The organism is Nocardioides sp. HDW12B (assembly GCF_011299595.1).
Lineage (GTDB): Bacteria > Actinomycetota > Actinomycetes > Propionibacteriales > Nocardioidaceae > Marmoricola_A.
Map to the genome: position 1 here is coordinate 2,737,435 of NZ_CP049867.1, position 14,061 is coordinate 2,751,495.

Consider the following 14,061-nt stretch of genomic DNA (forward strand, 5'->3'; position numbering starts at 1 on the left):
GTCAGCCCCGCTTCTGCTTGACGATCTGCTCCTGCTCGACGTCGTCGTCCTCGAGCGCCTCGTGCTCCTCGTGGCCGGCCTTGATCGAGCCGCCCTCGGAGGTCTCGAACTGGTCGGCGAACTTGTCGAACGCCTTCTCCAGGGAGTCGGCGGTGTCGTCGTCGAAGTTGCGGCTCTCGCGGATGCCCTCGAGGATGCCGGACTCCTGACGACGCAGGTAGTCGAGGAACTCGGACTCGAAGCGCAGGACGTCGTCGGTCGGGACGGCGTCGAGCTTGCCGCTCGTGCCCGTCCACAGCGAGACCGTCATGTCCTCGAGCGAGTACGGCGAGTAGGCCGGCTGCTTGAGCAGCGCCATGAGGCGCTGACCGCGGTCGAGCTGCTGGCGCGAGGCGGCGTCGAGGTCGGAGGCGAACATCGCGAAGGCCTCCATGGCGCGGAACTGCGCCAGGTCGACCTTGAGCGAGCCGGTGACCTTCTTCATCGCCTTGGCCATCGCCGCACCGCCGACGCGCGACACCGAGACGCCGACGTCGATGGCCGGACGCTGGTTGGCGTTGAACAGGTCGGACTGCAGGAAGATCTGGCCGTCGGTGATCGAGATGACGTTGGTCGGGATGAAGGCCGACACGTCGTTGGCCTTCGTCTCGATGATCGGCAGACCGGTCATCGAGCCCGAGCCCATGTCGTCGGACAGCTTCGCGCAGCGCTCGAGCAGCCGCGAGTGGACGTAGAAGACGTCACCGGGGAAGGCCTCGCGACCCGGGGGACGACGCAGCAGCAGCGACACGGCGCGGTAGGCGTCGGCCTGCTTGGTCAGGTCGTCGAACACGATGAGGACGTGCTTGCCGTCGTACATCCAGTGCTGGCCGATGGCCGAGCCGGTGTAGGGGGCGAGGTACTTGAAGCCGGCGGAGTCCGAGGCGGGCGAGGCGACGATGGTGGTGTACTCCATCGCGCCGGCCTCCTCGAGGGCGCCACGCACCGACGCGATGGTCGAGCCCTTCTGACCGATCGCGACGTAGATGCAGCGCACCTGCTTGTCGGGGTCGCCGGAGTCCCAGTTGCTCTTCTGGTTGATGATCGTGTCGATCGCGATCGTGCTCTTGCCGGTCTGGCGGTCGCCGATGATGAGCTGGCGCTGGCCGCGGCCGACCGGGGTCATGGCGTCGATGGCCTTGATGCCGGTGGCGAGCGGCTCGTGCACCGACTTGCGCTGCATCACGCTGGGGGCCTGGAGCTCGAGGGCGCGGCGGCCCTCGGCCTCGATCTCGCCCATGCCGTCGATCGGGACGCCGAGCGGGTCGATGACGCGACCCAGGAACTTGTCGCCGACGGGCACCGAGAGGACCTCGCCCGTGCGGCGCACGGTCTGTCCCTCCTCGATCCCCTCGAAGTCACCGAGGACGACGACGCCGATCTCGCGGGTGTCGAGGTTCAGGGCCAGGCCGCGGGTGCCGTCCTCGAACTCGAGCAGCTCGTTCGCCATCGCGGAGGGCAGTCCGGTGACCCGGGCGATGCCGTCGCCGGCCTCCGCCACGGTGCCGACCTCTTCCCGGCTGGCGGTGTCGGGCTCGTAGTCGGCCACAAAGCGCTGAAGCGCGTCCCGGATCTCGTCCGGACGGATCGAAAGCTCCGTCATCGTGTCGTCCTGCTCTCTTCTGGGTTGAGGTCTACAAGTCTGGGTGGTCGGTGGTGAGCTGACCAGGTCTAACCGGCGAGCTTGCGCCGGGCGTCGTCGAGGCGGCTCGCCACGGACCCGTCGATGACGTCGTCACCGATCTCGACCCGCATCCCGCCGATGAGGGCGGGCTCGACGATCAGGTTGAGGTGGATGTCGCGGCCGTACTGACGGCCCAGGGCCGCGCGCAGGCGCTCCTGGTCGCTGTCGTCCAGGGGCTGGGCGCTGCGCACCGTGGCGACCCGCTCCCCCTGCACCGACGCCGCCACCTTCTGGTACTCGGCCACGGCGAGCGCGACCGTGCGGTGGGTGCCGGCGACGGCCTGCTCGACGAGGCGCAGCGTGGAGGCGAGCACCTTGTTCTCGAGGATCCCCTGGAGCAGGGTCCGCTTGTCGTCGACCGAGCGCGCCGGGTCGCCGAGGACGTTGCGCAGCTCCGGGTTCTCGGTCAGCGCACGGCTCACCGCGAACAGCTCGTCCGCCACCCGGCCCGGGTCGTCGGCCGAGCGGACCGTGGTCCGCACGCCCAGCAGCTCGAGGCTGTCGGCGAGGTCGCGCGGCGCGGTCCACCGCTGAGCCGTGGCCGTGGCGAGCACGTCCACCGACTCGTCGGCCACCTTGCCGGCGAAGATCGACCGCACCAGCTCGGCCTTGGCCGAGTCGTCGAGCGAGACGTCGGTCACCACGCGCCGCAGCCGCGGCTCACGGCGTACGACGTCGGCCAGGCCGAGCAGGTCCTGACCGATCTCGGCGGTCTTGCGCGAGCCCGCGGCGTCGAGCGCGTCCGACAGCTGCGACTCCAGCCGTCGGGCCGCCTCGGCCGAGGGACCGCGCAGGGTGCTGGACACCATGCTGCTCACCGACCCCCGTCGTTCGGGTCGGCGGCGGCGCGCGCGGTCTCGAGGGTCTCGAGGTCGGCCAGGAAGCGGTCGACCACGCGGTTGGCGCGGTCGTCGTCCTCGAGGGCCTCCCCGACGATGCGACCCGCGAGCGCGGTGGCGAGCGTGCCCACCTCGGCCCGCAGCTGGGTCACGGCCTGCTGGCGCTCGGCCTCGATCTGCGCCTTGCCGTGCTCGACGATGCGCGTGGACTCCTCCCGGCCCTGCTCACGCAGCTCCGAGACGATCTGGGCACCCTGCTCGCGCGCCTCCTCGCGGATGCGCGCAGCCTCGTGCCGGGCCTCGCCCAGCTGCTTCTCCAGCTCGGCGAGACGCTTGTCGGCCTCGGCCTGCTTGGTCTCGGCCGCCTTGAGGCCACCCTCGATGGCGTCGGTGCGCTCGGCGAAGACCTCCTCGAACTTCGGCACCACGAACTTGCGCAGCGCGAAGAACAGGATGCCGAAGACGACCAGCGACAGCCCGATCTCGGCCAGGTGCGGCAGGATCGGGTTGAGGTCTTCGCCTCCGGAGTGGAACACGGGTGTCTGGAGCATCAGCAGCAGTCCTCAGCAGTTGGGGCCGGGGTCGTCAGATGACGAACGCGAGCGCGATACCGATGATGGCGAGCGCCTCGGCGAGCGCGAAGCCCAGGATGGCGATCGACTGCAGGCGGCTCTGGGCCTCCGGCTGACGCGCCACACCGTTGATGTAGGCGGCGAAGATCAGACCGATGCCGACACCGGGGCCGATGGCGGCGAGGCCGTAACCGACCATGTTGAGAGAGCCTTCCACGGCTTCTTCCTTTCTGTTGTTTCTATCTGCTCTCAGTGCTCTTCAGAGATCGCACTGGAGATGTACATGGCGTTGAGCAGCACGAACACGTAGGCCTGGAGGAACTGGATCAGCAGCTCCAGGAACGAGATCGCGATGAAGAGCACCCAGGCGAGGATGCCCACAGGCTTCACCAGGAGCGAGCCCTCCAGGAGGAGGTACTCACCGCCCAGCGCGAACAGGATGAGCAGCAGGTGGCCGGCGAACATGTTGGCGAAGAGTCGCAGGGCCAGCGTGACGGGCCGCACGAGGATGTTCGACATGAACTCCAGCGGCACGAGCAGGATGAGCATCGGCCCGGTGATGCCGGCCGGCACGCACTGGTGCTTGAAGTAGCCCAGGACGCCGTGCACGCGCATGCCGGCGACGTTGTAGATGATCCAGCTCAGCAGCGCCAGGCCGTAGACGAGGCCGGAGCGGGAGAACGTCGGGAACTGGATGAACGGGACGCTGGCCATGAAGTTGTTGACCAGGATGAAGAAGAACAGCGCGAAGAGGTAGGGCACGTACTTGATGAAGTCGTGCCCGCCGATGATGTCGCGACCCAGGCTGTTGCGCACGAACCCGTAGGCCTGCTCGCCGGCGAACTGCATCCGGCCCGGCACCATGGACTTCTTGGCGATCGCGAGGCGGAAGAAGACGAAGACCAGCACGCCGGCGATGACGATCTGGAGCATCGGCTTGGTGACGCCGTAGTAGAACTCCTGCCCGAACATCGAGAAGGTGGCGTCGCCACCGAAGATCGGCGGCAGGTTGAAGTCGGCGGGCCCCGGAGGGGTGAACTCCTCGCCGGACGTCAGCACGGCTGCGTTCCTCACCAGCTCTCCTTCATCAGTTCTGTGCGGGATCGTCGTGCGGTCGTGCGGGGTCCGGCTCCGGTGCGTGGTCGATCGGCAGCTGCGGGTCGGACGAGGGGGGTGCGGGCGGTCGTTCTCGGTTGAAGCGGCTGAAGGTCAGGTACAGGCCCAGCGTGGCGCCCGCGACGATGCCCAGCGCCACCAGGAAGCTGGTGCCCAGCCACCGGTCCGCGAGCCAGCCGAGGAACCCGTAGAGCCCCACTCCCGACACGATGTACCCGAACGCGTGCCAGGGGTCCCCGCGCGGAGACTCCTGGGCAGCGGCCGTGGGATCTCCGGAGGAGGGACTCGACTGACTCATTGCCTCGGCGACAATAGCAGCCGCGAGCCGGCCCCATCACCGGGTCACCCCCACCGCGTGAGTCGTCTCACCGGGGGTGCCCGCGCGGAGCGTGCCGACGAGCAGCGCGCCCATCCACACGAGGGTCCCGACGATCACGGTGCCACCCAGCCAGCGCGCGTCGAAGGTGCCGGGCGCGACGTCGGAGCGGTTCACCGCGACCAGCACGACGGCCAGCAGCAGCACCTGGAGCGTGTAGGTCATGAGTGCGAAGAGCATCGACGCACGCGGCGCGACGGTCGCCACCAGGTTGACGCTGAAGGCGCCGAAGGTGAAGAACGAGACGACGAGCAGGGCTCCGGCGGCGGCGCCGGTCGCGGCGCCGGACCCGCCGACGAGCAGCGCGAGGAGGGCCAGCACGACGCCGACGGCGGTGACCGCGACCGACGCGAGGCCGAGGCCCTCGACCCTCACACCGCTCCCGGCGACGGGGGTGGCGGGTCCTTCGGTCGTCATGATCGGCGGCCGTTTCTGCTCGAGGACGGTCGGTCGGTGGCGCTTGTGAAAATTAGCACAAGCGCCCGGTCGGACCCAATTCGATCGATCAACCCGCCCCCGCCGCGGGGTCGCCGACGTCTCATCGGCGCGGCGGCGGCGGCACGTAGTCGTCGTGGTGGGTCCAGCCCGGACGCTCCACCCGGGGCACCACCACCGTCAGGACGACGGTCACCACCAGCCACCCGGCCAGCGCCAGGAACACCACCCGGTTCTGGTAGACGGCCACGGCCGTGCCCCCCAGCGAGATCAGCGCCGCCCAGAGCCACATGATCGCCACGGCGCGCCGGTGGGAGTGGCCGAGCTCGAGCAGGCGGTGGTGCAGGTGCTGCTTGTCGGGGCTGAACGGCGACAGCCCCTTGCGGGTGCGCCTGAGGATCGCCAGCAGCAGGTCCAGGAACGGCAGCACCAGGATCGAGATCGGCAGCAGCACGGGCAGCAGCACCGGCAGCAGGCTGGCCTGGGTGGTCTCCCCCACCACGTCGATCGGGAAGTTGGCGGTCAGCGTCAGCGCCGACCCGGCCAGCACGAGCCCGATGAGCATCGACCCGCTGTCGCCCATGAACATGGCCGCCGGGTGGAAGTTGTGCGAGAGGAAGCCCAGGCACCCGCCCGCCAGGGCCGCGCACAGCAGCGCCGCCGGGATCGCCAGCGACTCGCCGTTGACCGCCGCCAGCCGGTAGGAGAAGAGGAAGTAGCCGACCGCCCCCAGCCCCACCACCCCGGCCGCGAGGCCGTCGAGCCCGTCGACGAAGTTCACCGCGTTGACCGTCGCGACCACGATGATCACCGTCGCCACGGCGGCCTGCGAGATGTCGAGGGTGAGCATGCCGTTGCCGGGCAGGTAGAGGTAGTAGAGCTGCACGTCGTTGTAGACCATGTAGCCCGCCGCCAGCACCTGGCCGCCGAGCTTGGTCAGCGCGTCGATCTCGAAGAGGTCGTCGACCACGCCGAGAGCGCACACCATCCCCCCGGCCGTCAGCACGACGCCGGCGTCGGACAGCGCCTGCTCGCCGGCCCGCGACAGGAACGGAAGGTTGCGGGCCACGACGTACGCCGCGACGAGGCCGCCGTACAGGGCGAGACCGCCGAAGTACGGGATGGGGACCTCGTGGACGTCGCGGTCGCGCACCCGCGCCACCGCCCCGAAGCGCAGGGCGGTCTCGCGGGCGAGGACCGCGAGCAGGTAGGTGACGACGACCGCGACGAGGAAGACCGCGAGGTACTCGCGCACGTGGGGGTCTCAGTCCTCGTCGGTCACGACGGCGCCGAGCGGCTCGACGACCTCGTTGAGGGTCTCCAGGGCGATGACGCCCTGCCGGAGCACCCGGCCCCGGTCGGTGGTGCAGTCCACGATGGTCGAGGGCACGGGGCCCGCGGTCGGTCCGGCGTCGAGCAGCACCCGCGCGGCGGTGCCCAGCATCTCCTCGGCGCCGTCGGCGTCCGTGGCCGCCGGCAGGCCGGTGCGGTTGGCGCTGCTGACCGCCAGCGGGCCGGTCCGCGCCAGCAGGGCGAGCGTCACGTCGTGGTCGGGCATCCGGACCGCGACCGTGCCGCGGGTCTCCCCCAGATCCCACTGCAGGCTGGGCTGCTGGCGGAAGACCAGGGTCAGCGGCCCCGGCCACAGCTCCTCGATGAGGGCCTTGGCCCACCCGGGGACGTCGACCGCCAGCGCCTCGACGGTGGTCTTGGCCGAGACCAGGACCGGGGGCGGCATCTGGCGCCCGCGCCCCTTGGCCTCGAGCAGCCGGGTGACGGCCTCGGGGCTGAAGGCGTCGGCGCCCACGCCGTACACGGTGTCGGTCGGCAGCAGCACGAGGCGGCCGCGCTGGACCGCGCGGGCCGCGGCCGACAACCCTTCCTCGAGCTCGGCCTCGTCGGAGGTGTCGTAGCGGGTGCTCACGGGCGTCAGTCTGCCAGCCGCGCCGGGCGGGGGCCGGGGTTGGTCGCACGCCGCGCGGTGAGGAACCGCGCCCGCCCGGCCAGGTCCTCGTGGTCGCGTACGTCGCTCCAGCGTCCGGCGGTCGCGAACACCGCCGGGGCGTCGTGGGCCTGCACCTCGGCGTGCTCCGCGCCGACGCCCCCTCCCGGCACCAGCAGGCGCGCCGCGACCTGCTCCACGACGCGCATCGCGTCGAGCCCGTCGTCGCCGCTCCACAGCGCGAGCGCCGGGTCGTGGTCGCGCACCTCCGGGGTCACGGACTCGAAGGCCTCGAGCGGGATGTAGGGCGGGTTGGAGACGACCACGTCGACCGTGCCGTCGAGGTCGGTGAAGCTGGTGGCCATGTCGCCCGCCCGGAGGTCCACGCCGCTGCCGGCGAGGTTGCGCTCGGCCCAGACCAGGGCCTGCTCGTCCAGCTCGACGGCGTGCACCCGGCTGCCCGGCACCTCCGTGGCCACGCTCAGCGCCACCGCACCGCTGCCGGTGCACAGGTCCACCACGACGGGGTCCCGACCGGTGGCCGCCCGCACCGCCAGCGCCTGCTCGACCGCCCAGCCCGCCAGCAGCTCGGTCTCCGGGCGCGGGACGAAAACACCCGGCCCGACGGCCAGCTCCAGGTAGCGGAACCCGGCGGACCCCACCAGGTGCTGCAGCGGCTCGCGGGTCGCGCGACGCGCCACCAGGGCCTCGAACGTCTCCACGACGTCGGGGGCGACGTCCTCGCGCAGCAGCACCCGGCTGCGCGGCTCTCCGGCGGCGTGCGCCAGCAGCGCCGCCGCGTCGCTCTCCGGGGAGGCGACCTGCGCCGCGGCGAGGCGTGCGGTCGCGGCCTGCAGGAGGAGGCGCACCGAGCCGCGGTCGGGCCCGCTCATCCCTCCAGCTCCGCCAGGCGCGACTCCAGGTCAGCCGCCACGCACGAGCCCACCACCGGGTCCAGCTCGCCGTCGAGCACGGTGTCGAGGTTGTAGGCCTTGAAGCCCGTGCGGTGGTCGGAGATCCGGTTCTCGGCGAAGTTGTAGGTGCGGATGCGCTCGGAGCGGTCGACGGTGCGCACCTGCGAGCGCCGGGCGTCGGAGGCCGCGGCCTGCCGCTGCTCCTCGGCGAGCTGGAGCAGCCGCGAGCGGAGGATCCGCAGCGCCTGCTCCTTGTTCTGCAGCTGCGACTTCTCGTTCTGGCAGCTGACGACGAGCCCGGTCGGCAGGTGGGTGATCCGGACCGCGGAGTCGGTGGTGTTGACGCTCTGCCCGCCGGGTCCCGACGACCGGAAGACGTCGATGCGCAGGTCCTTGTCGTCGACCGTGACGTCGACCGGCTCCGCCTCCGGCATGACCAGCACGCCCGCGGCAGAGGTGTGGACGCGCCCCTGCGACTCGGTGACGGGCACCCGCTGGACCCGGTGCACCCCGCCCTCGAACTTCAGCAGCGCGTACGGCGCCTCGCCCGGGGCCGGTGTGCCCTTGGCCTTGACCGCGACGGTCACCGACTTGAAGCCGCCCAGGTCCGACGCCGTGGCGTCGAGCTGCTCGGTGCGCCAGCCCCGCCGCTCGGCGTACCGGGTGTACATGCGGAGCAGGTCGCCCGCGAAGAGCGCCGACTCCTCGCCGCCCTCACCGGACTTGATCTCCATGATCACGTCCTTGGCGTCCGAGGCCTCCCGGGGCACCAGCAGGTGGCGCAACCGGTCCTCGAGCTCGCCGAGCCGCTCGGACAGGCGCTCGGCCTCGGCCGCGAAGGAGTCGTCCTCGCCGGACAGCTCGCGGGCCGCCTCCAGGTCGCCGCGGACCGTCGTCCACTCCTCGTGGGCGCGCTTGACCGCGGTCAGCTCGGCGTAGCGCTGGTTGAGACGCTTGGCCAGCACCGGGTCGGAGTGGACCGCCGGGTCGGCGAGCCGCTCCTCGAGCTCGGCGTGCTCGCCGAGCAGCGCGGTCACCGCGTCGAGCACCGACATCGCCGCACCTCCTGGTCCCCCCGAGCCGTCGTCCGAGCCGTCGGCCGGGCCGTAGTCCGGGCCGTAGTCCGGGCCGCGGGGTCCCCCGCGGTCCGTGCATGCGAAACGCCGGCCCCGGACGGGGCCGGCGTCGCCGGGGACTACTTGCTGTCGGCGCTCTCAGCGGTCGGGGCGCCGGCGGCCTTCTTGGCGTAGCGAGCCTGGAACCGGGCCACGCGGCCACCGGTGTCGAGGATCTTCTGCTTGCCGGTGTAGAACGGGTGGCACGCCGAGCACACGTCGGCGTGGATGTTGCCGGCCGAGGCGGTGCTGCGCGTGGTGAAGGTGTTGCCGCAGGTGCAACGGACCTCGGTGGCGGTGTAGCTGGGGTGGATGTCCTTCTGCATGATGTCCTCTCGTCGTGGCCCCGGGTCGTCGGCTCGTGGTGAGCCGGACGTGAACCGGGGCCAAGGATCCAGTCTGCCGCACAACACCGTCACGGAGCGAATTAGTCCCGGCCGGTCCCGCCCAGGAAGTGGGCGGTGACCTCCTCGGCGCCGGACGCCTGGGTCAGCGGCAGACGGACCGTGACGGTCGTCCCGGCGTCCTCGACCGACTCGATGCCCAGGGTGCCGCCGTGGCGGTCCACGATCGTCTGCACGATGCGCAGCCCCAGTCCCGTGCCCGCGATCTCGGACCGGGTGGCGTTGGAGGCCCGGAAGAAGCGCGACCCGAGCCCGTCGAGGTCGGGCGCGGGGATGCCGATGCCCTCGTCGACGACCTCGAGCATCGCCTCCCGGCCGACGGGGGCGACCCGGACCTCCACCACGTCGCCGGGCTCGGAGAACTTGACGGCGTTCGAGACCAGGTTGGTCAGCGCCCGGAAGAGCTGGGTGCGGTCGCCGAGCACGAGGATGGGCGAGGCGCTCTGGATCGTCCGCAGCGTGATGGAGCGCGAGGCCGCCGTCAGCCGCAGGTCGCCGACCACCTCGGAGGCGACGACACGGAGGTCGAGGGCCTCGATCTTGAGCCCGGCCTCCTCCACCCGCGACAGGGTGAGCAGGTTGCTGATGAGCTCCTGCAGGCGCAGCAGGTTGCGTCGCACGACCGCCAGCATCCGCTTCTGGGAGTCGTCGAGCTGGTCCGAGACCTGGTCCTCGAGCAGCTCGAGGTAGCCCATCACGCTCGTCAGCGGGGTGCGCAGCTCGTGGGAGACCGTGGACACCAGCTCGGTGCGGACGCGGTCGATCTCGCCGAGCTGGGAGACCACGGTCTCCTCCATGTCGCGCCCCCGCAGGCTGTCCTCGGCCAAGCGGTTCAGGGCCACCGCGATCTCACGGACCTCCTCCGGGCCCACCTCGCGGACCCGGGCGGTGAGGTCGCCCTCCCGCAGGCGCGCCAGCACCTGCGACACCTCGTCCAGCGGTCCGTGGACCGCCACCTCCAGCCGACGCGTCATCGCGGTGGCGACGCCGATCATCACCAGCGGCACCAGCACCACCGCGGCCAGGGTCCAGAACAGCACGGCGCGGGCCCGGTCGCTGATGCGGGCGATGGTCCGCTCGATGGCCAGGTCGACCTGGGCGTTGGCCGAGCGGACGTCGTCGTACAACCGGCGCCCCTGGGCCCGGAGCCGCTCGCTCTCGGCGGCGTCCAGCCGCAGGGCCGGGTCCACCTGCAGCTCGACGTAGTCCTCCAGCCACCGGTCGGTGGCCTCCTCCTGGCGCCGGACCGCCTCGGTGAGCTCCGCGTCGCCCTCCGCGAGCTCGCGCAGGTGCTGCTCGTCCTGCGGCAGGTAGCCGATGGCGACCCGGTAGGGCTGCAGCGACGCGGAGTCGTCGTCGGCGAGCGCGTAGCCGCGGATGGAGGCCTCCGCGTCGGTGACGTCCTGCAGGATCTCCTTGTTGGCCACCTGCAGCGGCACCGCGGTCTCGTTGAGCGAGCCCAGGGAGTACGCCGACCACACCACCGCCGTCGAGCAGAGGGCGGCCAGCGTCACGAGCAGCACCACCGTGCCCCGCAGCGTGACCGCGGTCTGGCGCCGCAGCGACGCCGTGGCCCAGGCGACCCAGCGTGCCGGCTCCCCGGCGCCGCCGCCGCGTGCCGGCTCCTCGTGATCCGCGGTCGCGGTCCCGGACGCAGCGGCCACGGCAGGGCTCCGACTCAGCGCTCGCCTTGGGCGAGGAGGGCGTCGACCCGCTCCGCGAGGTCCCGCGGGCTGAACGGCTTGGTGATGTAGTCGTCGGCGCCGGCGGCCATACCCGCCTCCACGTCCGAGGTCTGCGCACGAGCCGTCAGCAGGATGACCGGGGTCTTGGCCAGCGCCGGGTCCGCACGGATCGTGCGGCAGGCGTCGAGACCGTTCATGCCCGGCATCATCAGGTCGAGCACGACGAGGTCCGGGGCGTCGTTGCGGCACTGCTCGACCGCCGTCGCCCCGTCACCTGCCTGCTCCACCTCGTGCCCGGAGTGCTGGAGCCGCATGACAACGAGCATGCGGATGTCCTCGTCGTCGTCCGCGACCAAGATGCGTGCCATCGACTCCCCCTTCCCTGGGACTCGTTTCCCCCGCCCACAGAAAGTCCGGCTCGGCGAGCATATCGGCGCCGGGGCCGCCCGCGCGGCGTATCAGTCGTCTTCGTGCGCCCCAGGAGTCGTCTTCTGCACCTGCATGAGGAAGTCGATGTTGTGGTGGCTGCGACGCAGCTTCTCCAGCAGCAGCTCCAGCGCCTGCTGCCCGTCCCGCCCGGAGAGCACGCGGCGGAGCTTCCAGATGATCGCGAGCTCCTCCTGGCCGAGCAGCAGCTCCTCGCGCCGGGTGCCCGACTGCACGGGGTCGACGGCGGGGAACAGACGCTTGTCCGCCAGCTCGCGGCGCAGCCGGAGCTCCATGTTGCCGGTGCCCTTGAACTCCTCGAAGATCACCTCGTCCATCTTCGAGCCGGTCTCGACCAGCGCGGTGGCCAGAATGGTCAGCGACCCGCCGTCCTCGATGTTGCGGGCGGCGCCGAAGAACTTCTTCGGCGGGTAGAGCGCACTCGCGTCCACCCCGCCCGACAGGACGCGGCCGCTGGCCGGCGCCGCGAGGTTGTAGGCCCGACCGAGCCGGGTGATGCCGTCGAGGAGCACCACGACGTCGTGGCCGAGCTCGACCAGGCGCTTCGCGCGCTCGATGGCGAGCTCGGCGACGATGGTGTGGTCGGCGGCGGGACGGTCGAAGGTCGACGCGATGACCTCGCCCTTGACGGTCCGCTGGAAGTCGGTGACCTCCTCCGGGCGCTCGTCGACGAGCACGATCATGAGGTGGCACTCGGGGTTGTTGTGGCTGATCGCGTTGGCGATGGCCTGCAGCGTCATGGTCTTGCCCGCCTTGGGCGGGGAGACGATGAGGCCGCGCTGGCCCTTGCCGATCGGCGCCACGATGTCGATGACCCGGCCGGTCATCTCGGTCGGCCCGGTCTCCAGGCGCAGCCGCTCCGTGGGGTAGAGCGGGGTCAGGTCGTCGAAGTCCGCGCGGTTCTGGGCCGCGTCGAGCTCGCCGCCGTTGATGGTGTCCAGCCGCACGAGCGGGTTGAACTTCTCCTTGCGCTCGCCCTCGCGGGCCTGACGCACCGCACCGGTGACCGCGTCGCCCTTGCGCAGGTGGTAGCGCCGCACCATCGACAGCGACACGTAGACGTCGTGGGAGCCGGGCAGGTATCCGCTGGTCCGCACGAACGCGTAGTTGTCGAGGATGTCGACGATGCCGCCGACGGGCACCAGCACGTCGTCCTCGGTGACCTCGAGGTCGGCGTCGCTGGGGGCACGGCGCTCGCGGTACGGCGCGTTCTGGTTGCCGCCCTGCCCAGGCTGGTTGCCGCCCTGGTTGCCGCCCTGGTTGCCCTGGTTGCCCTGGCCACCGCCGGTACGCTCGCGGTCGCGTCCGCGACGGCGTCGGCGTCGGTTGCCGCCCTCCTCGGTGCGGTTGTCGTCCCCGCCCTGGTTGGACTGGCTGGACTGGTTCGACTGGTTCGACTGGTTCGACTGGTTCGACTGGTTGGACTGGCTGGACTGGTTCGACTGGTTGGACTGGCTGCCCTGGTTGCCCTGGTTGCCCTGGTTGCCCTGGGTGGCGCCCTGGCCGTTCTGGTCCCCGCGGCTGTTCTGGTCCCCGCGGCCACCACCCTGGCCCTCGTCGGCGCGGTCGCGGCGGCTGCCCGGGTCGGGCTGCTCACCACGGTTCCCCGCGGAGGGAGCCTCGCCGCCGGCCGGCGCGGTCGCGGCGTCCTGCTGCTTGTTCTTGCCCTTGTCCTTGGTGTCCTTGTCCTTGTTCTTCTTCTTCTTCGGCTCGCCCTCGCGGCCGTCGGGCCCGCTCTGGCCGCCGCCGCCCTGGCCGCCGGCACCCTGGCCGCCGCCCTGGCCCCCGCCGCTCTGCTCGGTGCCGTTCTGACCACGGCCACCCTGGCCGCCACGGTCCTGGCCGCTCCCGTCCTGGTCGCGGTTGTCCGCGCGGTCCGAGGACCGGGTCGCACCCTGGTCAACCGTGCTCGCCCGGTCACCCGCACCGGGACGGTCGCTCGCACCGGTCGGCTCACTGACGGGGCGCTCGACGGACGGTGAGCCGGAGGACGCGCTCGGCCGGCCGCCGGACGAGTCGCCGGACGAGCCGCCGGGCTGGCCACCGGACTGGCCACCTGACTGGGCCGCCCGGATGGCCTCGACGAGCTGGGCCTTCTTCATGCCGCGGGCGCCCTTGATGCCGAGCCCGCCGGCGATCTGCTTGAGCTCCGGCAGCAGCTTGCCCGACAGGCCGCCGCCCGAGCGGGCGGCACCGGACGCACCGGCGTCCGGCGTCGAGGAGGAGGTGGCTCCGACAGTCTCCGACACGTGAGGTCCTTCGCACGTCGAGGTCGCGGAGCAGGTGCCCGTCGACCTGTGATCAGTGACTCCGGACCGCCGTCACGCCCGACGACCCGGTCAGGTGTCGACGTCAGGGAGACCCGGAGAGATGAGAACGCTGTCCCGGCGATCGAGCCAGGCCTGGGCGACGTCGTCCGTCGCGCTTCCAGCGCAGCGCCACAGTAGCACCGGCCGCGACCGCGGCAGCACCGGCGCCACGGCAGTCGGTCGG

At 71.5% G+C, this 14,061-nt stretch carries 15 protein-coding genes; all 15 read right to left on the reverse strand.

Annotated elements, in window-relative coordinates; all coding sequences use genetic code 11:
• Position 1 precedes the first annotated feature (1 nt).
• The 15 genes from atpA to rho all read right to left on the reverse strand — a co-directional run bounded on the left by atpA (position 2) and on the right by rho (position 13,817).
• Positions 2-1,642, reverse strand: coding sequence for a F0F1 ATP synthase subunit alpha (atpA, locus tag G7072_RS12820; protein ID WP_166086957.1), 1,641 nt, complete (start codon positions 1,640-1,642; stop codon positions 2-4).
• A gap of 68 nt (positions 1,643-1,710) precedes the next feature.
• Positions 1,711-2,532 carry a F0F1 ATP synthase subunit delta gene (locus G7072_RS12825; RefSeq protein WP_166090106.1) on the reverse strand — a complete coding sequence of 274 codons (822 nt, stop codon included), beginning with the start codon at positions 2,530-2,532 and terminating at the stop codon, positions 1,711-1,713.
• 5 nt (positions 2,533-2,537) lie between these two features.
• Entirely contained in the window at positions 2,538-3,113 is a 576-nt protein-coding gene (locus tag G7072_RS12830; RefSeq protein WP_166086959.1) for a F0F1 ATP synthase subunit B, read from the reverse strand.
• A gap of 34 nt (positions 3,114-3,147) precedes the next feature.
• A complete protein-coding gene (atpE, locus tag G7072_RS12835; protein ID WP_277343369.1) occupies positions 3,148-3,351 on the reverse strand; it encodes an ATP synthase F0 subunit C in 204 nt (67 codons plus the stop codon).
• A 32-nt stretch (positions 3,352-3,383) separates the two neighbouring features.
• Complete coding sequence (gene atpB / locus G7072_RS12840) at positions 3,384-4,208, reverse strand: F0F1 ATP synthase subunit A (RefSeq protein ID WP_240916933.1); 825 nt, start codon at positions 4,206-4,208, stop codon at positions 3,384-3,386.
• 13 nt (positions 4,209-4,221) lie between these two features.
• Positions 4,222-4,449 carry an AtpZ/AtpI family protein gene (locus tag G7072_RS19800; protein ID WP_206063105.1) on the reverse strand — a complete coding sequence of 76 codons (228 nt, stop codon included), beginning with the start codon at positions 4,447-4,449 and terminating at the stop codon, positions 4,222-4,224.
• A 135-nt stretch (positions 4,450-4,584) separates the two neighbouring features.
• Entirely contained in the window at positions 4,585-5,043 is a 459-nt protein-coding gene (locus G7072_RS12850) for a hypothetical protein (RefSeq protein ID WP_166086961.1), read from the reverse strand.
• 121 nt (positions 5,044-5,164) lie between these two features.
• Positions 5,165-6,316 (reverse strand): MraY family glycosyltransferase, encoded by a 1,152-nt coding sequence (locus tag G7072_RS12855; protein ID WP_166086963.1) that lies wholly within the window; start codon positions 6,314-6,316, stop codon positions 5,165-5,167.
• Positions 6,317-6,325: 9 nt separating this feature from the next.
• Positions 6,326-6,985 carry an L-threonylcarbamoyladenylate synthase gene (locus G7072_RS12860; RefSeq protein ID WP_166086965.1) on the reverse strand — a complete coding sequence of 220 codons (660 nt, stop codon included), beginning with the start codon at positions 6,983-6,985 and terminating at the stop codon, positions 6,326-6,328.
• Positions 6,986-6,990: 5 nt separating this feature from the next.
• Positions 6,991-7,896, reverse strand: coding sequence for a peptide chain release factor N(5)-glutamine methyltransferase (gene prmC, locus G7072_RS12865; RefSeq protein ID WP_166086968.1), 906 nt, complete (start codon positions 7,894-7,896; stop codon positions 6,991-6,993).
• Positions 7,893-8,972: a peptide chain release factor 1 gene (prfA, locus tag G7072_RS12870; RefSeq protein WP_240916936.1), complete on the reverse strand. Its 1,080-nt coding sequence runs from the start codon at positions 8,970-8,972 to the stop codon at positions 7,893-7,895. The genes prmC and prfA overlap by 4 nt, the downstream gene beginning before the upstream one ends.
• 140 nt (positions 8,973-9,112) lie before the next feature.
• Positions 9,113-9,358, reverse strand: coding sequence for a 50S ribosomal protein L31 (gene rpmE / locus G7072_RS12875; RefSeq protein WP_166086970.1), 246 nt, complete (start codon positions 9,356-9,358; stop codon positions 9,113-9,115).
• 101 nt (positions 9,359-9,459) lie between these two features.
• The gene (locus G7072_RS12880) at positions 9,460-11,100 is read right to left on the reverse strand and encodes an ATP-binding protein (RefSeq protein WP_166086972.1); all 1,641 of its coding nucleotides are present in this window, start codon (positions 11,098-11,100) and stop codon (positions 9,460-9,462) included.
• Between the two features lie 14 nt (positions 11,101-11,114).
• Entirely contained in the window at positions 11,115-11,489 is a 375-nt protein-coding gene (locus G7072_RS12885) for a response regulator (protein ID WP_166086974.1), read from the reverse strand.
• 90 nt (positions 11,490-11,579) lie between these two features.
• Entirely contained in the window at positions 11,580-13,817 is a 2,238-nt protein-coding gene (gene rho / locus G7072_RS12890; RefSeq protein ID WP_166086975.1) for a transcription termination factor Rho, read from the reverse strand.
• Positions 13,818-14,061 lie beyond the last annotated feature (244 nt).